This is a genomic window from Bordetella genomosp. 4 (assembly GCF_002261185.1).
Taxonomy (GTDB): domain Bacteria; phylum Pseudomonadota; class Gammaproteobacteria; order Burkholderiales; family Burkholderiaceae_B; genus Bordetella_A.
The window spans coordinates 47,466-71,767 of record NZ_NEVQ01000013.1; the positions used below are offsets into that span (position 1 = coordinate 47,466).

The window sequence follows — 24,302 nt, forward strand, 5'->3', positions numbered from 1 at the left end:
GACTTGTTAGATAATTTCGCAATCCGCAATGACGAGGAGTCTAGGCTTTGGATTGGGATCGCTTGGTGGTCAGACTGGGAGAGTACGTACCCCACGAGGCTTGGGCACAGACGCTGGTAGGCATCGGCGCATTGGTCGTGACGGCGTTGATCGCGCAGTGGGTAGTAGCGCGGATCGTGCTGTTCTGCGCTCATCGGTTGCTCATTCTGACCGGGCGTGAAAACTGGGACAAGGCGCTGCATCGGCGGCGCGCCTATCATAATGCCTGGTATGCCGTCCCGTTTGCGGTGGTGTCATTGGGCGTAGGCCTCGTGCCGCACATGGAACAGGCCGTCAGTGTGGTCGGCCGGCTGGCGCACGCAGCGGCATGGATCTGTGTCTTTATGGCCATCGGCGGCGTGTTGAGCGCGTTGCAGGACACCTATTCGGCGACGACGCGGGCGCAAACCCGTTCGATAAAAGGCTATATCCAGATCGGCAAACTGATGCTGGTGGCCGTTTGCACCGTATTGGTGCTGTCTATTGTGCTGGACCGTTCGCCGCTCTGGATGATTTCCGGTCTGGGTGCGCTTTCTGCGGTGTTGCTGCTCGTGTTCAAGGACACCTTGCTGTCTTTTGTGGCCAGTACTCAATTGACCTCTAACGACATGCTGCGCATCGGCGATTGGATCGAGATGCCGCAGGCCAATGCCGATGGGTTTGTGCGTGATATCGCTTTGCATACGGTCAAGGTGCAAAACTGGGATAACACCGTGACGACGGTGCCTACCTATAAGCTGTTTTCGGAAAGCTACCGTAATTACCGGCAGATGTTCGAGTCCGGCGGGCGTCGGATCAAGCGTACGTTGCGGGTCGATGCGACCTCGGTGCGCTTTCTGACCGATGACGAGGCCCAAGGGCTGATGCGGTTTCGCCTGTTGCGCGATTATCTGACGGCCAAACAAACGGATATACAGCAGGCCAATAGTCAGTTGGGCAGTGATCTGGCTCTGGTCCCTGCCAATCGCCGCCGGTTGACGAATATAGGCACCTTTCGGGCATATGCGCTGGCATTTATCAAGCAGCATCCCGAAATCCGCCACGATATGGCCCAGATGGTGCGCATGATGGAACCCCAGTCAGACGGGATTCCGGTGGAGGTGTATTGCTTTACGGCGCTGACGGCCTGGGTCGAGTTTGAGCGGATCCAGGGCGATATCTTTGATCATATGCTGGCGATTCTGCCTGAGCTGGGCTTGCGCCTGTACCAGCAGCCCTCAGGGGCCGACGTCGGCGCCATGGGCGACGGGCTGGGGCGGGCCATTCAGCACGAATTGATGCGAGAGCGCGCCTTGCAGGGGCATCCGGGGGCGGCCGAGGCGGGCTGGGAGCCGGGCGGCGGCGCAGGCATGCGATAATTTTTTCTTTTGTCTTCAACCGATTGGGAATCCCCATTTTGGAACCGTCGTCAAACCGCGTTGCCCGCGTTGGAATCGCGCAAATCAACGCTTATGTGGGTGATGTTGCCGGTAATGCCGCCCGTGTCCTCAAGGCCGCGCGCTCGGCGCACGAGCAGGGTGCCGATATTCTGGTCACACCCGAGCTGGTGCTGACGGGCTATCCGCCCGAGGATCTGCTGCTGCGGCCGCATTTTGTCGATAGCCAGGAGGCTGCGCTGGATCAGTTGCGCCGGGATGCGGCCGGCTTGGCTGGACTGCATCTGGTGGTCGGTCATGTGCTGGCTGAGGGTGAAAACCTGTACAACGCAGCCACGGTGCTGTGCGAAGGGCGCGTGGTTGGGGTGTATCGCAAGCGCGAATTGCCGAATTATTCGGTTTTCGACGAGCAACGCTATTTCATTGCCGCTGATGATGCGCTGGTCTTTGAGGTCAAAGGCGTGCGTTTCGGTGTCAACATCTGCGAAGACATCTGGTTCGAAGGCGCCCCACGGGCGGCGGCGCAGGCCGGGGCTCAGGTGCTGCTGGTGCCTAACGCCTCGCCCTATAACACGGGCAAGCAGGACGAGCGTCTGCGAGTTGCACGCCGCTGCGTACAGGACACCGGTTGTGCGGTGATCTACGCGAATATGGTGGGCGGGCAGGACGAGCTGGTATTTGACGGCGCATCGTTCGCCCTGGATGCCCAGGGACAATCGGCCGCACGCCTGCCCGATTACACCGAAGGCGTGAATGTGGTCGAGGTGGATGCCGCGGGCGCAGTACGGCCGATATCCGCCCATGCCGACGTCAAGCCCTATTGCCTCGAAGAACAAGTCTGGAACGCGCTGGTGCTGGGCGTGCGGGATTATCTGGGCAAGAATGGTTTTCCTGGCGCGATCATCGGCCTGTCCGGCGGGATCGATTCGGCCGTGGTGCTGGCCGTGGCGGTGGATGCGCTGGGCGCGGAAAACGTGCGTACAGTAATGATGCCGTCGCGCTATACCGCCGATATTTCCCAGACGGACGCGACTGATATGGCGCAGCGGCTGGGTGTGCAACACGACGATATCGCCATTGCTCCGGCCTTTGAGGCATTCGAGAGCATGCTGGCGCCGCAGTTTGCCGGTTTGCCCATCGATGCGACTGAGGAGAACATCCAGGCTCGCGTGCGTGGGACCTTGTTGATGGCGCTGTCGAACAAGACGGGCCGTCTGGTGCTGACCACTGGCAACAAATCCGAGCTGACGACGGGCTATTGCACGCTGTATGGCGATATGGCGGGCGGTTTCGCGGTGATCAAGGACGTGCCGAAAACCCTGGTCTATCGCCTGGCCGAGTGGCGCAACCGTGAAACGGAGGTCATTCCGCGACGCATTCTCACGCGTCCGCCTTCGGCCGAACTGCGCCCGGACCAGACCGATCAGGACAGTTTGCCGCCGTATGACATTCTGGACGGCATCATGGAGCGCTATATGGAGCGCAATGAGTCGGCGGCCGAGATCGTTGCCGCAGGCTTTCCGCAGCCTGCCGTCGAGCAGATCGTGCGTTTGATTCGCATCAACGAATACAAGCGCCGCCAGGCGCCTCCGGGGCCCCGTATTACGCCGCGGGCGTTTGGCCGGGATTGGCGCTATCCTGTCACCAATGGATTTCGGGAAACCGTTTAAGTTTTTTCTTCAGGATCAGAATAACGTGAAACAAGTCACTGCCATCATCAAGCCATTCAAGCTCGACGAGGTGCGCGAAGCCCTCGCCGAAGTCGGCGTCAGCGGCCTGACGGTTACCGAGGTCAAGGGGTTTGGCCGCCAGAAAGGGCATACCGAGTTGTACCGAGGGGCTGAATATGTGGTCGATTTCCTGCCCAAGATTCGTGTCGAAGTGGTGTTGGGCGACGAGATGGTCGAGCCCGCGATTGAGGCCATCATCAAGGCCGCCCGTACCGGCAAGATCGGTGACGGCAAGATTTTCGTCTCGCCGGTCGAACAGGCTATTCGTATCCGTACTGGTGAGAACGGTGAACAAGCCCTGTAAGTGACAGTCGCCTGGGCTGAGATGAGCCCGGCGCAATGTTGGTGGGGAGGGATGAGCTCCCTCCTTTAACGCACGAGCTGATTCATATCCAGGATCGGCATCATCACTGCCAGCACAATCAGCAGCACAAAGCCGCCCATGATAAGGATCAGCATGGGTTCCAACAGGGCGGTCATCGCCATGGCGCGGCGTTCCAGATCGCGCGACAGGTTCTGCGCACCGCGCTCCAGCAGTTCCGGCAGACGGCCGGTTTTCTCGCCGCTGGCAATCAGGTGAATCAACAAAGACGGAAAGACTTTTTGCGCGGCGAGCGCGGCAGCCAGCGGCGCGCCTTCGCGCACACGCTCTGTGGCTTCGTCGACGGCGCTACGCAGGCGATCATTGCCCAGGGTGCGGCGCGCCGCATTTAACGCGCCCAGGAGGCTGACGCCGCTGCCGCTCAAGATCGCCAGCGTGGAGGCGAAACGCGCCACATCCACACCCAACACGAAACGGCCCGCCATCGGCATCCGCAGCAAGCGGGCATGCCAGGCGATGCGGCGCGCAGGCGAGCGCAATGTCAGCCGCCATAACGCAAACAGGGCAACAGCAGCCACGCCGGTAATCAGCCCCCAGTCGCGCACGAAATCACTGAGCGTGAGCATGACTCGTGTCAACAACGGCAGTTGCTGGTGCGCATGGTCAAACGCGGTGATCACCTGCGGTACGACGTAGCCCAACAGGAATGCCACGATCACGACTGATACGCAGGCCACGACGACGGGGTATATGAAAGCCGTCATCACCTTGCCGCGCAGGGCATTGCGTTCCTCGATGTAATCGGCGAGTTTTTCCATGACCTGTGCCAGATCACCGGACTCTTCGCCGGCGGCAACTAGCGCTCGATAAATTTCTGGAAAATCGCGCGGGCGGGTGGCCAGCGCATCCGCCAGGCGGAATCCTGCACGGACTTCGTCGCGCACCCCCGTCAGCGCGCCGGCGACGTGCCGGCTTTCGGCTTGCTCCAACGTTGCGCTGAGTGCAGCGTCCAGCGGCAGGCGGGCCGCGAGCAGGCTGGACAACTGCCGAGTCAACCATGCCAGTTCGCCATCGGACAGGCGACGCTGCAGGACGCTGGTACCCGCTGCATGGCGAGAGGCGGCGAGCGTTGTAGACAAGGGCAACAATCCGCGGGCGCGCAATTGGTTGCGTGCACCGCGTTCGGTTTCAGCATCGAGTGTGCCGTGGACGATCTTTCCCACCAGATCGGTGGCTTCGTAGCGAAATGAGGGCATGCAAAAAAGTCTGGAATTTCTTGAATTTATAGGCCGCCAGATTGACGCCGAATTATGACAATAGTGTTGCAGAGGTACCCCGTATACTCGGCCGCGAAATTCATTGTCGCGAGTTATCTGTTTGCCCTCCGGAAACGTTGCCGTAGTCGAAGTAATCACATTGCCTGTCATGAAAGTGTCATGTCCAAGGCGCAATGTCGGGCGTTTTGTCTTGCGGTCGGATAGCGATGGACAGATGGTTCGTTCATTGTTTTCAGGTGGGTTTCACCCGTTGATTTGTTGCATGTTTGTTGCTGCTGATCGTTGTCTTTTTACGCTTTTAGTCACCGAGAGTTCATGCGTCGCGTTCGAAAAACTACTCTGGCCTGTCTGCTTGCCATCGCTCAAGTCGCGATGCCTTTGCCGGTCGTCTACGCTCAGGCGCAGGCCACTAATGACAAGGTGAGTTTGAATTTTGTCGATACGGATATTCCCGCCGTATTGCGTGCCTTGTCGTTGTTCACGCAACGCAATTATCTGGTGGATCCGCGCGTCAAGGGTAAGTTGACGCTGGTGTCGGACCGCCCCGTTGATCGTACGACCGCGCTGAATATGTTGGCGGGTTCATTGCGTATGCAGGGCTATGCGATTGTGGAGGTCGACGGCGTGACGCGTGTGGTGCCGGAGTCCGATGCCAAACTGCAGGGCAGTCCGGTCGTTACCGATGCGCTGCGTCGCTCGGGTGCGCCTGCCCCAGTGTCCGTGGCCGAGTTCGCGCGTGGGGCGCAACGCAGTGAGATCGTGACGCGCGTGTTTTCGTTGAAATACGAGAACGCCGCGAATCTGTTGCCGGTGCTGCGCCCGTTGGTGCCGCCCAACAATCCGATCAATGCTTATCCCGGCAACAATACGCTGGTCGTGACGGATTACGCGGACAATCTCGACCGCATTGCGCAGGTGATCGCGCGTGTGGATGTCCCGAGTGCAATTGATACGGACGTCGTGGCCGTGCGATATGGCGTGGCGAGCGATCTGGCATCGCTGGCGACGCAGTTGCTGGATGCGCAGAACAGCGATCAGACGCAGCGTATCTCCATGGTGGCGGATCCGCGCACGAACAGCGTGTTGATTCGCTCCGGCAGCCCGGCACGTACTAAATTGGCACGCGATTTGATCAACAAGCTGGATTCGGAACAATCACGCCCCGGAAATCTGCACGTGGTGTATCTGCGCAACGCGCAGGCCGCGCGCCTGGCCGAGGTCCTGGGCGGGTTGCTGAACAGCCAGTCTTTGAATGCGGCGAATGCAGCCAATGCGATGGCAGGTCAGACGACGGCGCAGGGCAACAACACGAGCACCAGCAGCAATCGCAATGCCTCATCGCGCAATACGTCGTTGAACCGTAGTTCGACGGGAAGCGGCTCCAGCAGTTCGTCTGGCAATTCGCTGAGCATGGAACAGATTGAGCGCGATACGAGCTCATCTCAGGCAGTGTCGTATTCTGGCGGGGGCGCCACGATCCAGGCGGACCCGTCAACCAATACTCTCATCATTTCGGCGCCCGAGCCGCTGTATCGCAGCCTGCGCGAAGTGATCGATCAGCTGGACCAGCGTCGCGCGCAGGTGCTGGTGGAAAGCTTGATTGTCGAGGTCAACGATGAAGCCGCGGCAGAGTTCGGTATCCAGTGGATGACGGGCAGCGGCAATCTGAACGATGGCAGCGGGTTTGTCGGCGGTACCAACCTCGGTGGCAGCGGCATCGGTACATCGTCGACGGGTGCGACCACGATTGACCAGTTGGCAGGCGGTCTCACGCTCGGCGTCGTCAAGGGCACCGTGGATGTGCTGGGGAATGAGCTCATCAATCTGGGGGTGTTGGCACGGGCGCTGAACGATACGGGTAAAGCCAATATTCTGTCCACGCCGAATCTGCTGACCTTGGACAACGAGTCCGCCAGTATTCTGGTCGGGCAGACTGTGCCGTTTGTGACCGGTCAATATGTCACCTCTGGCAGCGACGGCAGCAGCAATCCGTTCCAAACGATCGAACGCGAGGACGTCGGTCTGAAGCTCAATATCCGTCCGCAGATTTCCGAAGGCGGAACGGTGAAGCTGGACATCTATCAAGAGGTCAGCAGCATTGACCAAGCCAGCTCCAGCGCGACCACGGGCATCGTCACGAACAAGCGCGCCATCGATACCAGCGTGCTGGTCGACGATGGCCAGATCATTGTGCTGGGAGGCTTGCTGGAGGATAGCGTCACGACGTCGACCAACGCCGTGCCGGGTTTGAGCGAGATTCCCTTACTGGGCGCATTGTTCCGCTATGACTCGCGGGCGCGCACCAAAAAGAATCTGATGGTGTTCTTGCGGCCCTATGTGGTGCGTGACAAGCGCGATAGCGCGAATGTGACGGTCAACCGGTACGACTATATGCGCCGTCTGCAAAGTCAGGCGCAGCCCGGCAAACATTGGCTCCTGCCTGATATGCAAGCGCCGCTGCTGCCGCCGGCGAATGTGCCGGCGGTAGGTGGCGCCGATTACGACATGCGCCCGGAAGCGCTGGCTACCACGATGCGCCGTGAGCCGCCGACAACGGTGCAGACATTTGCCGTGCGTCAATTTCCGGAGCCCTTTGGCGGCTCGGATCCGAGCTTGCCTATTCGGGCGAGCCTGCCTTTGGGCGTCAGTATCGCGACGGATCCTTCCGCACTCTACGCAGAAAAGGATTCGAACACCACCGTTCTGCAATTCGCCTCGGTCCAGGATGAGGCGGAAGCGAATCGCATTGTGCAGCGTGTACGCACGAGCGGCTTGAACGCCTATAGCCAGGTGGGGCCTGGCGGGCAGGGATACGTGGTACGCACAGAACTGGCGCGCGACGCAACGACGGTGGATACCGCTGTCGCGTTGTTGAAGGAACTGGGTTATCGCGCCGAGTTGGTGACGCATCTGTGAACGCTTATCCCTTGCCTTACAGTTGGGCCCGCGCGCAGCGTGCGGTGCTGCTACTGCGTCCAGGAGCGTCGAAACTGACGACGAGTGCGCGTACGCCGTCGTGGGCAATACGCGAAATCCTGCGTTGTCACGGTGAGGTGCCTGTGACCGAGGTGTCAGACGATGTTCTGGAAACCTTGCTGAATGCCGCCTATAGCGATACAGCCGATGCCGCCTCGGTGATGGGCGTGGCGGAAAACGAGATCGATCTGGATCGTCTGATGCAGGACATTCCAGAGGTCGCCGATCTGCTGGAAACCCAGGACGATGCGCCTGTCATCCGCATGATCAATGCCTTGTTTGCGCAGGCGGCACGTGACGGTGCGAGCGATATGCACATCGAGCCTTATGAGACGCATTCGGTGGTGCGTTACCGCGTAGATGGCGTTCTGCGCGATGTCGTCAGTCCGCGCAAAGCGCTGCATTCAGCACTGATCTCGCGTATCAAGATCATGGCGCATCTCGATATTGCGGAAAAGCGTTTGCCGCAGGACGGGCGTATTGCGTTGCGTGTAGGCGGGCGTCCGATTGATGTACGGGTATCGACCTTGCCGACCGGGCACGGCGAGCGTGCGGTGCTGCGTCTGCTGGATAAAGAGGCGGGGCGTCTGCAGCTGGAAAAACTGGGGATGAGCCCATCGGTGCTGGCGCAGTTGGATCATCTGATCCGCCAGCCGCACGGTATCGTGTTGGTGACGGGGCCTACGGGTAGCGGTAAAACGACGACCTTGTATGCGGCCCTGGCGCGGCTGGATGCTTCGACGAGCAATATTTTGACGGTGGAGGACCCCATCGAATATGACTTGCCAGGCATCAGCCAGACGCAAGTCAACGCCAAGATCGATATGACATTTGCGCTGGCCCTGCGTGCAATTTTGCGCCAGGACCCGGATGTAATCATGATCGGGGAAATCCGGGATCTGGAAACAGCGCAGATTGCGGTGCAGGCGTCATTGACGGGGCACTTGGTGCTGGCGACGCTGCACACGAACGATGCGACTTCGGCGGTGACGCGTCTGGTCGATATGGGTGTCGAGCCGTTCTTGCTGGCGTCGTCGTTGCTGGGGGTGTTGGCGCAGCGTTTGATACGCAAGCTCTGCCCAGAGTGTCGTACTCCAGAGACCTTGCCCGATGGAACGGTAGTGTATAGACCGGTCGGTTGCGAAGCGTGTAATCACACTGGGTACAGCGGACGGTCCGGGATTCATGAACTCTTCACGGTGGACGAGGATGTACGCCGTTTGATTCACGAAGGGCGTGATGAGCAGGCCATACGCAAGCAGGCTTTATGCAATGGGATGCGGACACTGCGCGATGACGGGCAGCGCTGGGTGGAAGCGGGCGCTACATCGCCGGAGGAAATCTTGCGCGTGACCCGAGAGTCATAAAAGTGGCTTGACGGGTGCGTAGGCCGGGCGCAGAGTTACCCTGCCGACTCCCACGTCGAGCGGAAACGATTAATTCAGGCGCGGTTGCAGTTTGGGCGTTTCGGCGGCACGTGCCAAGCTCAGATAAACCTGCTCGGTCTGCCGGGAAAAGGCTTCGACGCTGAACTCCTCAATGCTTTTGCGCCGCGCAGCCTGGCCCATGGCTTTGAGACTGGCATGGTCTTGCAACACGCCCCGCATCACTTCAGCCACGGCCTGCGGGTCGCGGCGGGGCACAATCCAGCCATCGTGGCCGGGCGTAATATTTTCCGGCAGACCGGCCTGATCGGACACGATGACGGGCAAGCCCATGGCCATCATCTCGCGGCACGCAAACGAAATGGTTTCGACCCGATACGACAGGACAAAGCCTAGATCCAGTGCCGCCAGGAAAGGCCGTACATCATCCAGCGGTCCCGTAAAAATGACGCGGTCCGCCAGCCCGGTTGCCTGTAATGCCTGCATCTGCTCGGCATCCGGGTAGGCGCCCGCCAACGCTACGTATACGCCTCGAGCCTGTTCGCCTAGCAAGGCGAGGCCATGCACCATGTCCATCCAGCCTTTGTAGTCATTGGTGCCGGCATTGCTGCCCACCAGCAATCGGCAATCGGCTGCGCGTGACCCCAACAGTGCCTGCCTGGCCGAAAGTGCGCCGTCTGTGGACCAGGGGTGAAACCGTTGTTGGCATACTCCATTGGCAATGATGCTGATAGGCCGGCGCGCATAGGGTGACTGGCGCAGCATGGGCTCGATATAGCGGCATACGCCGATCACATGGTCAGTGCAGAGGCGGGCGCGCCAAGCCGCGCCGATGGCCGAGATAGGCAGATCGTTATGTTTGGTGAAGACGACGCGAGGCCGCTTGCGGCCTAAACCTGCGCAGGCTTGCATCACGGTACGGTGATCGGCCGAACCGTTGACGTGAATAACGTCGATCTGCTGTTCCCGAATCACGCGCCGCAGTTGCCGGGCGGCACGCAGGCGCTTGAAAAAGCGGCTGGGATACTCTTGTGCAATGATTCGCACATTGGCTATATCGCCCGCCATGCGCGCCAGGCCGCAGCCATCAGGAACCGCCACCATGAGATTGTGGTGTGAGGCCAGTGCCCGCAGCAACGACAGGATATAGATCGAATGACCGCCGATGGTCGCCGCGGCATGGAAATTCGTGTACAGAATATTCATGGGAATTGCCAAAACGCCGCTGGGGGCGACGCATCTTGAGTCTGAATCGTAGAGACGATGCTTGCGTCGATAAAGACGTCTATTGGCAAGCTGCTTGCCATTTCGTCACGAATGAATGCCCGTATTCGAGCAACGACTTGGTGTGGGCAGGGATGCTATCCTGCCGGCGTGATTGAGCCCGCCTTGACCGTATCCGAACGGCTTCAGGCTAGCATTGTGCGCTGCGGCACATGTGGAGTTTTACAGCTCCTAACACACGTTTTTTTTCGACAGAAAAGTGCTACTTATCGCCGTTGCGGCAACATGATGTTTATTACACGAAATAAACCGCTCGAGTCACCGACGCTGCTGGCGATCAACGCGGCGTGCCAAAGCGGCTTTGGCCCTTGGTGACGGGCCCCAATGCGCTGAGCAGGCCGGTCAGTGCGGCGCGTTGTGCGTCGGTGGCATTGTCGGCGGGCTCTGCGGTGCCTTGCAGACGGAGACGGCCTTGTTGCCATTGACCTTGGCCATTGATGAGCAGTGCGCCGGAATCTGTGCTTAATGTGAACTGAGCATTGCCGTCTTTGGCGTTGACCTGCAAGCGATAGTCGCCCAGGGGACGTACGTGAGATAGTGCGGAGCTGGCTTGGGTCCAGCGGCCGGTAGCGAGGTTGCCGCTTTGAGGCAGGTGACCCACGATAAAGCTTTGCCATTCGAGGCTGATCTGGCCTGCGGGGGCAATCGTGTTCAGCGGCGCGCCGAACGCGGTCAGGACGCTGGCGGGCGCGCGTAGATTTTGGGCCGATACTTTCATGCCCGACCAACTGGGCTGGACGCGGACGGGACCTCGCAGCCAGGGATGGGAAACCTCAAGCGCACCGTTATTCCATTGCCAGTTGATGGGCTGCGGTAGCAGATATCGCGCACCATCGGGCCCGAGCGCGATTTGCGCACTGCCGCGCCAGACGGTGCCGCTGGCGTCAGCAATGGCAGCCATGGCGTTATCAGGCAAAGCCAGCATCAGCCAGCGTGCGGGCAGGACGAGTAGCGCGGCAACGATGGCGCTGCAGAGCGCCAGAACGGTCAACGGCACCGAGATGAATGAAGGTAATGACAGGCGCATCAGGAAAGGCTTGGTCGAGGGGTGTCCGTGGTATGGGAACGGAAGCGGGTTCACATCACATGCGCGGTATGCACACGTCTGTGGGCGTCAACAGTGATGACGTCAAGCATGTCGCCCGACGCATCGGTGGCGTGATCGCGGCTAAAGGCCTCACGATGGTGAAGCCGGCAGCAATATCAATGTGCCGCTCAGGCGGCCAGGCAAGCGGCGGCCCGTGGCGTGCAGAGCGCGCGTGAGTTCTGCTTTGACCACGGACAGGCGCCAATCGCGGGCGGAAGTATCCAGCCAGCGGAACAGGGCGGATGAGGACGCTTCGTTCAGTGTCAGGGTGATGGCCTGGCGAGTGGCCAGATCCTGGCTGCTGTAGGTTTGCGAGGTTTGGCCATTGCTGGTGCTCAATACAGAGGTCGCAGGCCCTTCAGACAAGGACCAGCTCTCCTCGTTCAACCCTTCGCGTTTGAGGCTGTTGCCGAGCTCCTCGATCGAAGGGGCGCCGTTGCTGGCGCCATGGTTCCCTTGACGCCTCAGGGCACGGACTTGCGCGGTCAGGTCGGATACTGTGGCGGCTTGTGTGCGCAATTCCGGCAACTGTTGTTGGGCGCGTGTCATGGTCGACCACGCCGGCTCGATCAGGACCAGAAAAACGAGAGCTGTGCCCATCACGCTGCCAGCGATTGCCAGCAATCGTTGCTCGCGACGCGGGCGATGTCGATACCAGGATTCGGCTCTGCCATACCAGATCGAGCCTCGGCGGACCCAGGGGGCCAGGGAGTTACGCAGGGAATCGGAAAAACTCATGGTTCGGCTCGAGTAATACGCCAGGCGCCTTTATCGTCGCGCTCGACGCGCGCGCCCAAGGCAGAGGCACGTTGCAAAATGGCAGCGGTATCGGCCACGCGGTCGGCCGCAGTGGTTTTAGCGTCGCTAGACCGGGTATTCGACACTGAAGCCGGGCGTGCGGATTCACGCGAGGCTGCTGTAACCTCGGGCGGTGGCGCATTGCCCAGTTCGTTCGCGGGCGACGATCCCGGTTCGCTCGGGCCGTCTTGCGAGCCGTCGTTCAGCCTCAGGGTCAGCGCGTCATTCTGGTAGACCAGCAGATCTACCGCATCGGTGGCAAACGGCAACACATTGGCGGCAATACGGGCCAGCGACAATAGATCTTTGCCCGAGGCGTCTCCCTGTCCGGTACGCAGCGCATCGCGGCCCTGTTGTGCTTGACGCAAGGGATCGAGCACGACAGGAATGTCGGGGAATGCGTCGCGTACCTCGCGTTCCATGTGTTGTCGTAGTTGTTCTGTCTCGTGTTCGAGTTGAAGGGCATAAATGTTCAAGCCGACAATCCAGATCAGCGCGGCGCCTGCCATCCATGCCGCGGCGCCGCGCCAGCGTGAAGGTTGGCGCGGCGCCAACTGCGGGACGGCCAGAGACCATCCAGGGTTAGGCGCTTGCCAACGGGGATCCTCGATGGTGTGTAGAGGCGCTGCCTGATCGATGCACGGTTGGTCTGACCAGACTTGCAAAGGATAAAACGCCTGCACGGACAAGCCGGCAGCGGACAAGCGCTGCCACGCGCTGCGCAGGGCTTCGCGTGGCGTCCAGGCGACGATGGCCGTGCCGTCTGCTGCGCGTTTGCCGTGGCCTATCGCCAGTCCGTCCATATCCCCCAATACCAGGCCTTCCAGGATGCCACGCACGGCGGCGGCATAGCGATTCGCGGGGACAGCCGGGACGTTGATCGTAGCGACGATCACGTCATCCGGATGCAAGACCACTTGGGTACGTGCCTGGGCGAATGCCGCAGCAAGTTCCGTCGCAGGCAAACCTCCGCCACGCGCAACCCGGCCTTGCCGATCGAGCCAGGCATAAGCCAAAGGCGTACTGTCCGTCCATTCCGCCAAGGGGGGCAGGGCGATACGTAGCGTGTTCTTTACCGGCGCGCGTGACGGCGTGGTTACGGTGTTTCTCTTATCCATACAGTTTTCGGTGTGCTGTCTGCCGACATATTCAGCAGCGCCTGCATGCTGACGCGGGAGCGCAGATAGGCCACGGTGCCATTGGCAACGAACCAATTGCTGCCGGTAGTCACGGGAGGAATTTCCAGGGCATCGCCATAGCTGCTCAAACGATTAGTGAAGTCCGCACTGTTGTTGAACCAGGCGCCGCGGTCGCGTTCGCCGGTGATGCTGCGGGCCTGCGCGAGCGTTAAACCGGTCACGATTGCCGCAATGACCTCCGGCTCGGCAGTGTTCACGTTGACCTCAGTGGCCTCTGGCAATACGGTGAGGGTGCGGCGCAGGGTCTGCAGCGCTCTGTCGTCGACACGCAATAGCGCGGCCATATCGTCAATGCAGCGTGATTGCGGCGCGCGCGCGCCGCTGTTGGTTTCGTCGGCCGATGCTTGGTCCGCCGAGACTTTTCGGCTTTGCGTCAGCGCCATGTGCGTGGCCATCTGGCGTGCCAGGGTGTTGGGCAGGCCCAGCATGTCGAGCAGGCGGGACAGGACCTCGACCTGCGCTTCGTCCACGATGCCTTGCTTGGCCAGGTTGTACAGGTTGTATTTGCCTTGTTCGTCTTGGATGTTGCCGGCAAAGACAGCGTCCTCGCCCGTCTGTTCACCATCGATGCGTGTGTCCTGGACCGGGGTTGCCCATAGTTGATCCCGCCTGACGGTGGATTCAACCCGGGCGTTATCGCGCAAGATCAGACGCGACCAATCAATGCCGCCCAATAGCAGCCATCGCGCCTGAATGCGCGCCTGTTCGTTCTCGATCTGGCGTATGGCCGATGTCTGGCGCAGAAACAGGCCGCTGGTCAGCGCCGCCACGATGGCTACGACTATCAGGGCGCTGACGACAGCCATGCCTCGCTGTTCGCGGGCGTGGCGGCACTTTGCCCGGGATGTTTCCAATACTGCTGACGCACAGCTTGGGCCGATGCGCGCCGTCCTCATGACAGCACCACAATTCGGGTATAGCGTTCTTTCTGATTGCCGCGCTGACGCTCGATGGCGATTTCCAGGCCCGCTGCACGGGCCGTGGCCGGCCGCAATGGGTTGATCCAGCCTTGTCCGGTCAACCATGCGCGCACGTCCAGCCGGCTGACATCGGGCATGATCAGAACGCCCTGGTCGGGTTCAGGCAATGGATAACTCGAGCCGGGTGCACCGCTATAGCGCCATAAGCCATCGGGACGCAGCCGCCACATGACGCGTTGCCACAAGCCATTTTCCGGTGTGGCGCGGATCAGATTCAGCAGCACGGCACCGGAGGATTGCGTGATATCAATGCCCGGGGGCAGCAGCGTGGTACTGCTGCTCGAAGCGGTCGTGCCCGTGCCTGTGCCGTCGGCGCTGCCGGACGTGCTTGATATTGTGCCCGCAGGCGTACCTGCATAGGCGCGATTTAAATCGCGTTCGATTTGCCCCAGCGTACGCAGGACGATAGCCTGGTCTGCGGATTCCTCGCCCAGCCAATCCCGAGCGTTCGACACTTGTTCCAGGCCTTTCCAGGATAGCAGGTTGACCAGCGCCATCAGGGCGATCGCGATCAGAACTTCGATGAGCGTGAAGCCTTGCTGCGCGGTACGAGGACGCATGGGGGCGATCTGACGCGCGCCCGAGCGTCTATTCGATCTCACCGGTCTGCTAAAACGGGTGCGCATTATCTGACCTGCGACAAGAGGCCGCTCAATTGCGTCAGTGTCACGCCATCGCGGTCGGCGTCATTCACCCGGACTGTGACTTGGCGGAAATTGCGGTTCATTGAATTACGGATTTCGATTTCGCAGCGCAGTGCGATATTGCCTTGGGGGCAGGGGCGCGTCTGTGTACCGGCGCGCGGAAACGCGCGCTCCAGCCGCAATTGCGCCAAGGTGTTTTCAGCAGCCAGCAGCGCCAGCGTCTTGCCGCGGATGGCGCGGCTGTTATCGAGCATGACCTGCGTAGCCCGCAGCGCCGCGCCCATGGCGACGGCGATGATGGCCAACGCCACGAGGACTTCGATCAGGGTGAAACCTTGCTCGGCAGGTCTGGATGCGCCGGAAAGCTGGCCACCGGTTTGCCGGTCACCGGGTCGCCGGCCACCGGAATGCCGGCCACCGGAGCGCTGGCCGCCGCATACCCGTGGCCGTAGCGACCGGCTCTCCGGGTGGCGAATATGCGGCCGCACGAGGCCTTCAAGAAACCGTTTAATTAATGGCATATCCGCCTGCCGCGTCGCGTTCGATACGCACGGTGTCTCCTTTGATGGAGAGCTCCAGTATGATGGGATCGGCAATCCACTCGGTACCGAAAACGACGGGCCGATTGGGTGAAAGCTGTAACGCCACGGGCGGCGAGCCCCATGTCTGAGGACGCAGGCTTTGGTCATCATCGAAGCGATCAGGCTTGAGGGGGCCATCGTCCTGCGCCGACAAACGCTCCGATCGACCCTGGCGTTCGAACGACCAGCCTTGCTCGTCCGCATACCAGCGAATCGTGCGGCCATCGCTGCGGGCTTCGCTTTGCGCGACAGAAAAAGCATCAACCAGACGTTCCGCGTCAGCACGCAGCGTCCGATCGGACGAGGATGCCACCGACAAGCTGACCATCGAGGCCGCGATGGCGATGATCACCACCACGACCAGCATTTCGATCAGGGTAAAGCCGCCCTCAGAGTTCCCACGAGCCGATGTCCGCATCGTCTTGCTCTCCGCCTGGCTTGTTGTCGGGGCCAAACGAGAACACATCGATTTCGCCTTTAACGCCGGGGTTCAGGTATTGATAGGGATGGCCCCAGGGGTCGTTTGGCATGCGGTCCAGATACGGCCGCCAATTGCGCGCGCCCTCCGGGCGTTGCACCAGCGCCTGCAATCCCTGAGCGGTAGAGGGATAGCGGCCGTTGTCCAGACGATAGAGTTTCAAGGCCTGCATCAGGCCGTTGATGTCCTGCTTGGCCGCGACGCGGCGCGCCTGGTCGGGGCGATCCAGCACGCGAGGGACGACGAGCGCAGCCAGAATGCCCATGATCACAACGACCACCATGATCTCGATCAGGGTGAAACCTTGCTGCCGGCCGCGCTGGCGCTGAAACTGATGCACGAACTTTCTCCGCTCACTCAATGAAAAAACATATGAAGGCGGCAATGATGCGTCAGAAATATGACAGTAATACTTCCGGGGCGAAAGCAGTGGGCAGGTTTGCGCGCCCCGGGAATGCCGCCCGCGCAGACAGATACGTGTTTCGCAGACGGACGTTGACACAAAGCGTTTGGAGCGCGCTATAGTGCTGTGTAGCTTTTGTTACGTTATGGTAGGAAACAGGACAAAAGTTTACAGCGCTACTTCTCTGGGTCTACTTTCCGCAAAGGAAAATCAATGAAAATCAATAATCCAGTGCGTGCAATTTGTTTGGGGATATTGGCCGCTTTCTTGGTGTCGGGTTGTGCGACGCGGTCCGCGCCTAAAGAGTCGGGCTTTTTGCCGGATTACAGCCGTCTGCACCAGGAAACCACCCCTGATGGTGGCACTCGGCAGGTCTATGTGAACCCTGCGTTTACGCCGGCACGCTACAAGGCGGTATGGCTTGACACCGTTAAGTATTACCCAGAGCCGCAGGCCACGGCAGATGTGTCGATGGAAACCTTGACCCAGATCCGCAATATGATCGACCAAACGCTGCGTAGCAAGATCGGCCAGCAGGCCCGTTTGGTAGACCGTGCAGGGCCAGGGGTAGCACATGTGCGTATCGCCATCACCACCGTCGGGACAGAGCAGCAATCGCTGAAGGCTTACCAATACATTCCTATCGGCCTGGTATTGACTGGTGCCAAAGCCGCCCTGGATGGCGGGCTGCCGCGTGATGCGACGATTGCAATCGAGACTCACGTCACAGACAGTATGTCGGGCGAGATGTTGTATGCCGCCGTGCGTGGAGGCACAGGCGAACGGATCACGAGCGCCAGCCAGGGCAAGGGAGGGGTTCAGGTGGCCGATCTGCAGCCGCTGATCAACGAATGGGCCACCGGTGCTGCCCGTGAGGTCCGCAAATACGTCAAAGGAAAATAAGCGGCAGCGCAGCGACGATCGGGACCGCAGCAATAGCCGGGTGCCGATCGTGCGGGAGACGTGAGCCGACCTAGGGCACGGCCACAATCCCCGCCGGGACGGCGGATAGTTTGGGCGCCGCCACGCGCAAACGCGCTCCATTGCGGTCCAATTCGACGCCGTTGGTCGAGACCTCGACGAGGGACAATCCCGGTGCGAGCTCCGTACCGATGCGATAGGCGCGGGCCGGCGCGCCATCCACGCTCAATACGGCGGACCCTTGGGTTCCCGCCGCAATCAAACCCAACACCGTGATCTGCGTGTCCAGGACCCCATCGGTGCCAAACAGCATCGCAACAGAGCGTGTGTCCGATACCGGGGCGCTGCTGGTATTGAGCGCGGGGGGCAAATCGTCGGGCGCAGGCGCCAACAGAATTGCGCTCCATAGTCCCACACCCGCGGCCGCCGCGGCTATTGCGAGAACGCGTACAGTGCGTGGGGCAGAGGGCAGCGTAAAAGTCGGACGCAGGCGCATAAAGCAAATGGTATCGCTAGGACGAAAGCGTGGACCCTAACGTAGATTTATGACAGCAGTATGTGTGTCACGCCAGCAGCCAGCATCAACTTGCCTGGGCATGCGCTTTCATCTGGAATATCTCCAGGCTTTGCGTGCAGATTTCATGGGTGATGTGCTGGCGGACGTGATCGCGGCGTTCCACCATGCCGATGCTGCGGGTAGGGTGTCCCAGTTCATCGGGCAGCGGCACGATGCGCAGGTCCGGACTGTTTTGCCAGTTCGATCCATTCAATAGCGGCAGCAGGGTCACTCCCACCTCCTGGCGCACCAGTTCGACCAGCGTCTCGATCGCGTTCAATTCCAGAAACTCGTCAGAGGCGACGCCCAGACGCCGTAACAGGCGGTCAATTTGCCGGCCAGTACGCTGGGTGCGATCAAAGCGCAAGAAAGGATTGGCCGCCAACACGGCATGCGCCGTTTGTTCCTGGACCGACGCCGGCGCGACGATGACCAGCGGTTCTTCGTAAAGCGGGGTCCAGTGCAGGCTGGCGACCTTGCGGTTGCTCTCGACGACAAAGGCCGCATCGAGTTCGCCTGCCTCGACCTTGCTGGCGAGCTCGCTGGCTTTACCGGACAGGACGCGGACATCCAGGGCGGGGTGCTGGCGTTTGAGCTGAGACACCACCTTGGACAGCGTTCCCATGCAGGACACGATCGCGCCGATGGAAACTGCACCCGCCAGCTTGCCAGGGGCCGAACGAGGCAGCTTCAGGCGATCGTACATGTCGACCAGCTGTTTGATATCCGGCAACAGCTCGCGGCCGGCCGCGTTCAAGATGGCCAGCCGCCCCGTACGGTCGAACAATTCCCGTCCCAGTTCGGCCTCGATGGCGCGCATCTGAAAGCTGATGGCCGCTTGCGTCAGGGCGACCTGCTCGGCGGCTTCGGAAAACGAGCCGTGGTGGGCGACGGCCAGGAAACTGCGCAGGAAGCGTATGCTACTCATAAAAAAATTTTTTACGAGAAAATAATTATTCAAATTGATTTAATTAAATCACAAGAGTAACTTCGATTGTTTCGGCTGGCGCATTCGCGCTGGCGCATTGTGCCGGCGCTCGTGTCGGCCATGCAGTCCGGTTGATGTATCTAACTTCCAGGTTTCTTTTTCGAGTCTCCGCGCCATGAAAACCTTTGATTGGAATAACCCGTATCCCTCCTACCGCATTCCGCACTTCGCCCGGAACGTGGTATCGACGTCGCATCCGTTGGCCGCTCAGGCGGGATTACGCATGCTGCTAAAGGGCGGCAATGCCATCGACGCGGCGATTGCGGCGGCCGCCACGATTACGCTGACTGAGCCGGTGTCGAACGGTTTGGGCAGCGATTGCTTTGCGATTCTGTGGGATGGCAAGGAATTGCATGGCTTGAACTCGTCGGGTGTAGCCCCTGCGGCTTGGAACACCGAGTATTTCAAGGCGAAATACGGTACGGACGCCAACGGCCTGGCGATTCAGCCCAAGCGCGGTTGGGATTCTGTCACGGTGCCGGGTGCGGTGGCTGGCTGGGCGGCGTTGCACGAGAAATTCGGCAAGCTGCCGTTTGCCGATCTGTTCGAGCCCGCGATTGAAATCGCTGAGCGCGGCTATGCGGTACCGCCTGTCGTGGCCCATAAATGGGCAGCCGCTGCCGACGAGCTGCGGAATCAACCAGGCTATGCGCAGGCGTTCCTGCCGAACGGCCGCGCGCCGAATCCGGGCGAGCATTTCCGCCTTCCCGATGCCGCCTACACGCTGCGCCGAATCGCCGCCAGCGGCAGCCGGGATTACTACGAGGGCGAAATCGCCGAGAAAATCGTCGCGTTTGCGAAAGAATGCGGCGGTGCAATGACGCTGGACGATCTGCGCAACTACAAGCCGGACTGGGTCAAACCGATTTCCAAGTCGTATCGCGGCTACGAACTGCACGAAATCCCGCCGAACGGGCAGGGCATTGCCGCATTGATGGCGCTGGGTATTTGCGAGCACTTCGACCTGGCCAATATGAAGGTCGATTCGGTTGAGTCGCAACACGTGCAGATCGAGGCCATGAAGCTGGCGTTCTCGGATCTGTACCGCTATGTGTCCGACCCGCGCAGCATGGACGTCACGCCCGAGCAGATGCTGTCTGATGCCTATCTGCAAAGCCGCGCCAAGCTGATCCGCCTGGACCGCGCCACGCAGTTCGAAGCCGGCCGTCCACATGCTGGCGGCACGATTTATCTGACGGCTGCCGACGAAAGCGGCATGATGATCTCGTTCATCCAATCGAATTACATGGGCTTCGGTTCGGGTGTGGTCGTGCCGGGCACCGGCATCAGCCTGCAGAACCGCGGCGTAGGTTTCTCAATGGATCCGAAATCGCCCAACGTGGTCGAAGGCGGCAAGCGGCCTTTCCACACGATCATTCCTGGATTCCTGACGCGCGGCGGCAAGCCCGTGATGAGCTTTGGCGTGATGGGCGGCGACATGCAGCCGCAAGGCCATCTACAAACCGTGGTGCGCATGCTGGACTACCATCAGCAGCCGCAGGCCGCGTGCGACGCGCCCCGTTGGAAGGTCAACCGCGATTTCACGCTGGATATCGAGTCCAGTATGAACCGTGCGACCGTCGAGGGGCTGCAGGCATTGGGCCATGCGCTGAAGTCGGTGGATGATCCCTATATGGACTTTGGCGCGGGCCAGTTCATCTGGCGCATGCACGAGAGCGACAACGAACTGGGCTATGTCGCGGCCAGCGATACCCGACGTGACGGCCAAGCCGTCGGCTTCTAAGCCAAAATAGCAGCAATGCATCCAACACCGGAGCCCCACGACAGGCTCCGGTTTGGTGTCTACAACACGTATACAAGGGAAAGAACCATGAAGCGTAAGACCTTCAAGCTTGGACTGTGTGCAACCCTATTAGCCGTGGCCTCAGGCGCTGCCGTCGCGCAGGAAATGCGCATCGGCTTGCAAGAAGATCCCGACGTGCTCGATCCGCATCGCGCTCGCACCTATGTGGGCCGTATTGTTTTCACGTCCCTGTGCGACAAACTGGTGGACGTCAATGAAAAACTGCAGTTCGTGCCGCAATTGGCCGAGTCGTGGTCATGGAACGACGACAATACTCAGCTGACATTCAAGCTGCGCTCGGACGCGGTGTTTCACGATGGGACCAAGTTCGACGCGGCGGCAGCCAAGGCAAACATCGAGCGCGCCCTGGGCTTGCAGGACAGCATGCGCAAGAGCGAGCTGGCTTCCGTGGAGTCGGCTGACGCCCCTGACGCACAGACGTTGGTGCTGAAATTGAAAAAGCCCGACGCGACCTTGCTGGCGTCGTTGTCGGACCGGGCGGGCATGATGCTGTCGCCCAAGACCTTTACCGACGATACTGCCGCTGTAGGGCGCAACCCGGTCTGCTCGGGACCGTACAAATTCGTGCAGCGTGTGCAGAACGACCGCATCGTGCTGGACAAGTTCGACCAGTATTACAACGCCAAGGACTACGCCTTCAAGCGCGTGACGTTCTTGCCGATTCCAGATTCCACCGTGCGTCTGTCCAACCTGCGTGCGGGCGGCCTGGATATCCTGGAGCGCATGAATCCCTCGGACGCCCAACAGGTCAAGAGCGATGCCTCGCTGCAATTTGCCAACGTCTCCGGCCTGGGTTACCAGCAGTTCTACTTCAACGTGGCCAATGGCAAGCGCGCCGAAACCAATCCGTTCAAAGACGCACGCGTGCGCCGCGCATTCGAGTTGTCGCTGGATCGCAATGTGATCAACGAAGTCGTGGGGGGCGGTATTTTTGATCCCGCCAATCAGCCGTTTCCGCCGGCCAGCCCCTATCACAGCGACAAATTCCCGATCCCCGCTCGCGACGTGGCCAAGGCTAAGGCCCTGCTGAAAGAAGCAGGCAAGGAGCAGGTCAAGGCCGAGCTGGCCTTCGGCAACAACACCACGACTTCGGCGATCGCCGAGATGGTGCAGGCCATGGCCGCCGAGGCGGGGTTTCAATTGAGTCTGCGCCCGACGGAGTACGCGGCCTTGTTGAGCGAAGCGCAAAGCGGCAACTTCGAGTTGTTGATGCGTGGCTGGTCCGGCCGCGTCGATCCCGATGGCAACATCCATCAGTTCGTGACATGCAAAGGCGCGTTGAACGACGGCCGCTATTGCAATCCCGAGATCGACAAACTGCTGAACGAGGCGCGCACCGTGCCTGACGAGGCCAAGCGCAAAGCGATCTACGATCAGGCACAGAGCATTCTGCAAAACGAAACGCAGGCGGTCTACATTTACTACCAGCCTTGGCCGTTTGTGCTGGCTAAAAAGGTTCAAGGCTTCAAGCCCTATCCAGACGGCATGATCCGCCTGAAGGGCGTGACGTTCGCGCAATAAGCGCGGGGAGTCTTGCATCGCCGGATGCACGGGCCGTGCCGTCACGCACGGCCCGTGCATTTGGCGTTGACCGTTCGAAATCCCGAGTTTTTCAGGTTTCTTTATGTTCAAAATAATTCTGCGTCGCGTACTGGTGGCGATACCGACACTGATACTGGTGTCGGTGATCGTATTCCTGCTGCAGAAACTGCTGCCCGGCGATGCCGTGCTGACCATGGCGGGCGAGGAGCGCGATCCTGCCGTCCTGGAGTTTCTGCGCCAAAAATATCAATTGGATGCTTCATGGCCCGTGCAGTATTGGGCATGGGTGAGCAATGTGCTGCAGGGCGATCTGGGGACCTCGTTGCGTACGGACGTGCCCGTGACGCAATTAATCGCCCAGAAACTGCCCGTCACGCTGCAGCTGGCGACGATGGCGATGTTTTTTGCCATTTTGATCGGCGTGCCCATGGGCATCATCGCAGCCGTACGCAAGGGCACGGTCACCGAGATGGGCGCCAATGTCGCGGCGCTGTCAGGCATGTCGATTCCGAACTTCTGGCTCGGCATTCTGCTGATCATGCTGGTGTCTGTGAAATGGCGTCTGCTGCCCGCGTCGGGGTATGTTTCACCGTTCGAGGATTTCTGGTTGTCCATGAAGACCATGCTGATGCCGGCATTGGTGTTATCGACGGCGATTGCCGCCTATTTGATGCGCCATACGCGTTCGGCCATGCTGGAGGCGCTGAACGCAGACTACGTGCGCACCGCCCGCGCCAAAGGCGTATCGGCGCGTCGCGTGGTGCTGCGCCATGCCTTGCGTAATGCCTTGATGCCGATCGTGACGCTGGTCACGCTGCTGTTTGGCGAGTTGATGGCTGGTGCTGTGCTGACGGAGCAGGTCTTTACCATTCCCGGTTTCGGCAAGCTGATCGTCGACGCGGTGTTCACGCGTGACTACGCAGTGGTGCAGGGCGTGGTCCTGTGCGTGGCCGTGGGATTCATCGTCATGAACCTGTTGGCCGACATTCTGTATATCCTGGTTAACCCACGTTTGAGGCACGCATGAGCGCAAATACTGCTACGGCTGCCGCCGTTACGCCGCCCCGCCGCCGCAATCGCGCCTGGGGTAAATTCAAACGCAATCGTGTAGCCTTGCTCGGGGCTGCTATCGTCCTGGCGATGGTATTGCTGGCGATCTTTGCTCCCTTGCTCGCGACGCACGATCCTTTTCAGACGAGTTTCATGACGATCCGCAAGGCGCCTTCCGCGGCGTTTTGGCTGGGGTCTGACGAACTGGGCCGGGACATCTATAGCCGCATGCTGTACGGCGCGCAGGCGTCTTTGATGGCCGGCGTCGTGTCTGTGGCCATCGCCGTGCTCATCGGTGTGCCGCTCGGCCTGGTGTCGGGCTATTTCGGCGGCTGGGTCGACAGCATCGTGTCGCGCTGCACCGAGGCTTTGCTGGCGATTCCGTTTTTGATTCTGGCCATTGCGCTGGCGGCGTTTCTAGAGCCGAGTCTGACCAACGCCATGATCGCCATCGGGGTGTCGGCTGCGCCGAAATTCATACGATTGGCGCGCGGCCAGGTATTGGCCGTCAAGAGCGAAGACTACGTGCAGAGCTCGCGCGCGCTGGGGGCATCGGATACGCGCATCATTGCGCGCCACATCCTGCCCAACATCATGCCGCCGTTGATCGTGCAGGCGACCATCACCATTGCCACGGCCATCATTGCGGAGGCGAGCTTGTCGTTCTTGGGGCTGGGCCTGCAGCCGCCAAATCCGTCATGGGGATCGATGCTGAACACGGGCAAAAACTTTATGGTGCAAGCACCCTGGATGTCGATTTTCCCGGGCTCTGCGATTTTTCTGGTGGTATTGGGGTTCAACCTGCTGGGCGATGGCCTGCGTGACGCGCTCGACCCGCGGCAGGAGAAATGACGATGACGA

Annotated in this window: 22 protein-coding genes; 10 read left to right on the forward strand and 12 right to left on the reverse strand. The window is 60.4% G+C overall.

All coding sequences use genetic code 11. From position 1 onward, the window contains the following. Positions 1 to 47: 47 nt before the first annotated feature. Genes CAL20_RS10485 through CAL20_RS10495 form a run of 3 tightly spaced genes read left to right on the forward strand, consistent with a single transcriptional unit; the run spans position 48 to position 3,449 of the window. Positions 48 to 1,397, forward strand: a complete 1,350-nt coding sequence (locus CAL20_RS10485; protein ID WP_094837826.1) for a mechanosensitive ion channel family protein — start codon at positions 48 to 50, stop codon at positions 1,395 to 1,397. Positions 1,398 to 1,435: 38 nt separating this feature from the next. Then, complete coding sequence (locus tag CAL20_RS10490; protein ID WP_094838361.1) at positions 1,436 to 3,085, forward strand: NAD+ synthase; 1,650 nt, start codon at positions 1,436 to 1,438, stop codon at positions 3,083 to 3,085. 25 nt (positions 3,086 to 3,110) lie between these two features. Next, positions 3,111 to 3,449 carry a P-II family nitrogen regulator gene (locus CAL20_RS10495; protein WP_094838362.1) on the forward strand — a complete coding sequence of 113 codons (339 nt, stop codon included), beginning with the start codon at positions 3,111 to 3,113 and terminating at the stop codon, positions 3,447 to 3,449. Between the two features lie 65 nt (positions 3,450 to 3,514). On the opposite strand, the gene gspF is transcribed toward CAL20_RS10495, so the two are convergent. Further along, positions 3,515 to 4,723 carry a type II secretion system inner membrane protein GspF gene (gspF, locus tag CAL20_RS10500; protein WP_094837827.1) on the reverse strand — a complete coding sequence of 403 codons (1,209 nt, stop codon included), beginning with the start codon at positions 4,721 to 4,723 and terminating at the stop codon, positions 3,515 to 3,517. Positions 4,724 to 5,059: 336 nt separating this feature from the next. On the opposite strand from gspF, the gene gspD reads away from it, so the two are divergent. Both gspD and gspE read left to right on the forward strand, forming a co-directional pair. Further along, the gene (gene gspD / locus CAL20_RS10505; protein WP_094837828.1) at positions 5,060 to 7,660 is read left to right on the forward strand and encodes a type II secretion system secretin GspD; all 2,601 of its coding nucleotides are present in this window, start codon (positions 5,060 to 5,062) and stop codon (positions 7,658 to 7,660) included. Next, entirely contained in the window at positions 7,657 to 9,087 is a 1,431-nt protein-coding gene (gene gspE, locus CAL20_RS10510; RefSeq protein ID WP_094820947.1) for a type II secretion system ATPase GspE, read from the forward strand. Before gspD ends, gspE begins: the two co-directional genes overlap by 4 nt. Before the next feature lie 69 nt (positions 9,088 to 9,156). On the opposite strand, the gene CAL20_RS10515 is transcribed toward gspE, so the two are convergent. From CAL20_RS10515 to gspG, 9 genes are all read right to left on the reverse strand, one after another. Further along, complete coding sequence (locus CAL20_RS10515; RefSeq protein ID WP_094837829.1) at positions 9,157 to 10,311, reverse strand: glycosyltransferase; 1,155 nt, start codon at positions 10,309 to 10,311, stop codon at positions 9,157 to 9,159. A 355-nt stretch (positions 10,312 to 10,666) separates the two neighbouring features. Further along, positions 10,667 to 11,416 (reverse strand): type II secretion system protein N, encoded by a 750-nt coding sequence (gene gspN, locus CAL20_RS10520; RefSeq protein WP_179266651.1) that lies wholly within the window; start codon positions 11,414 to 11,416, stop codon positions 10,667 to 10,669. A gap of 150 nt (positions 11,417 to 11,566) precedes the next feature. Beyond that, positions 11,567 to 12,214 carry a type II secretion system protein GspM gene (gspM, locus tag CAL20_RS10525; RefSeq protein ID WP_094820949.1) on the reverse strand — a complete coding sequence of 216 codons (648 nt, stop codon included), beginning with the start codon at positions 12,212 to 12,214 and terminating at the stop codon, positions 11,567 to 11,569. Then, positions 12,211 to 13,392: a type II secretion system protein GspL gene (gene gspL, locus CAL20_RS10530; protein ID WP_094837830.1), complete on the reverse strand. Its 1,182-nt coding sequence runs from the start codon at positions 13,390 to 13,392 to the stop codon at positions 12,211 to 12,213. The genes gspM and gspL overlap by 4 nt, the downstream gene beginning before the upstream one ends. Next, complete coding sequence (gene gspK, locus CAL20_RS10535) at positions 13,371 to 14,279, reverse strand: type II secretion system minor pseudopilin GspK (RefSeq protein WP_256981420.1); 909 nt, start codon at positions 14,277 to 14,279, stop codon at positions 13,371 to 13,373. Before gspK ends, gspL begins: the two co-directional genes overlap by 22 nt. Before the next feature lie 86 nt (positions 14,280 to 14,365). Continuing rightward, the gene (locus CAL20_RS10540; RefSeq protein WP_179266652.1) at positions 14,366 to 15,013 is read right to left on the reverse strand and encodes a PulJ/GspJ family protein; all 648 of its coding nucleotides are present in this window, start codon (positions 15,011 to 15,013) and stop codon (positions 14,366 to 14,368) included. 65 nt (positions 15,014 to 15,078) lie between these two features. After that, positions 15,079 to 15,618, reverse strand: a complete 540-nt coding sequence (gene gspI / locus CAL20_RS25815; RefSeq protein ID WP_094837833.1) for a type II secretion system minor pseudopilin GspI — start codon at positions 15,616 to 15,618, stop codon at positions 15,079 to 15,081. After that, positions 15,605 to 16,096, reverse strand: coding sequence for a type II secretion system minor pseudopilin GspH (gene gspH, locus CAL20_RS10550; protein WP_094837834.1), 492 nt, complete (start codon positions 16,094 to 16,096; stop codon positions 15,605 to 15,607). Before gspH ends, gspI begins: the two co-directional genes overlap by 14 nt. Further along, on the reverse strand, positions 16,068 to 16,496 hold the full coding sequence (gene gspG, locus CAL20_RS10555; protein WP_176456483.1) for a type II secretion system major pseudopilin GspG: 429 nt from the start codon (positions 16,494 to 16,496) through the stop codon (positions 16,068 to 16,070). Before gspG ends, gspH begins: the two co-directional genes overlap by 29 nt. 276 nt (positions 16,497 to 16,772) lie before the next feature. Between gspG and CAL20_RS10560 the strand changes: the two genes are divergently transcribed. Then, on the forward strand, positions 16,773 to 17,462 hold the full coding sequence (locus CAL20_RS10560) for a DUF3313 domain-containing protein (protein WP_094820966.1): 690 nt from the start codon (positions 16,773 to 16,775) through the stop codon (positions 17,460 to 17,462). Between the two features lie 70 nt (positions 17,463 to 17,532). Here CAL20_RS10560 and CAL20_RS10565 read toward each other — a convergent pair whose 3' ends face one another. Together CAL20_RS10565 and CAL20_RS10570 are read right to left on the reverse strand one after the other, a co-directional pair. Then, a complete protein-coding gene (locus tag CAL20_RS10565; protein WP_094837835.1) occupies positions 17,533 to 17,976 on the reverse strand; it encodes a type II secretion system protein N in 444 nt (147 codons plus the stop codon). Between the two features lie 85 nt (positions 17,977 to 18,061). After that, positions 18,062 to 18,964, reverse strand: coding sequence for a LysR substrate-binding domain-containing protein (locus CAL20_RS10570; protein WP_094820969.1), 903 nt, complete (start codon positions 18,962 to 18,964; stop codon positions 18,062 to 18,064). A 175-nt stretch (positions 18,965 to 19,139) separates the two neighbouring features. Between CAL20_RS10570 and ggt the strand changes: the two genes are divergently transcribed. The 4 genes from ggt (at position 19,140) to CAL20_RS10590 (ending at position 24,293) form a co-directional block, all read left to right on the forward strand. Then, positions 19,140 to 20,768 (forward strand): gamma-glutamyltransferase, encoded by a 1,629-nt coding sequence (gene ggt / locus CAL20_RS10575; RefSeq protein ID WP_094820970.1) that lies wholly within the window; start codon positions 19,140 to 19,142, stop codon positions 20,766 to 20,768. Positions 20,769 to 20,855: 87 nt separating this feature from the next. After that, complete coding sequence (locus CAL20_RS10580) at positions 20,856 to 22,370, forward strand: ABC transporter substrate-binding protein (RefSeq protein WP_094820972.1); 1,515 nt, start codon at positions 20,856 to 20,858, stop codon at positions 22,368 to 22,370. Between the two features lie 103 nt (positions 22,371 to 22,473). Next, a complete protein-coding gene (locus CAL20_RS10585) occupies positions 22,474 to 23,418 on the forward strand; it encodes an ABC transporter permease (protein WP_094820973.1) in 945 nt (314 codons plus the stop codon). Beyond that, a complete protein-coding gene (locus CAL20_RS10590; RefSeq protein ID WP_094820975.1) occupies positions 23,415 to 24,293 on the forward strand; it encodes an ABC transporter permease in 879 nt (292 codons plus the stop codon). Before CAL20_RS10585 ends, CAL20_RS10590 begins: the two co-directional genes overlap by 4 nt. Positions 24,294 to 24,302 lie beyond the last annotated feature (9 nt).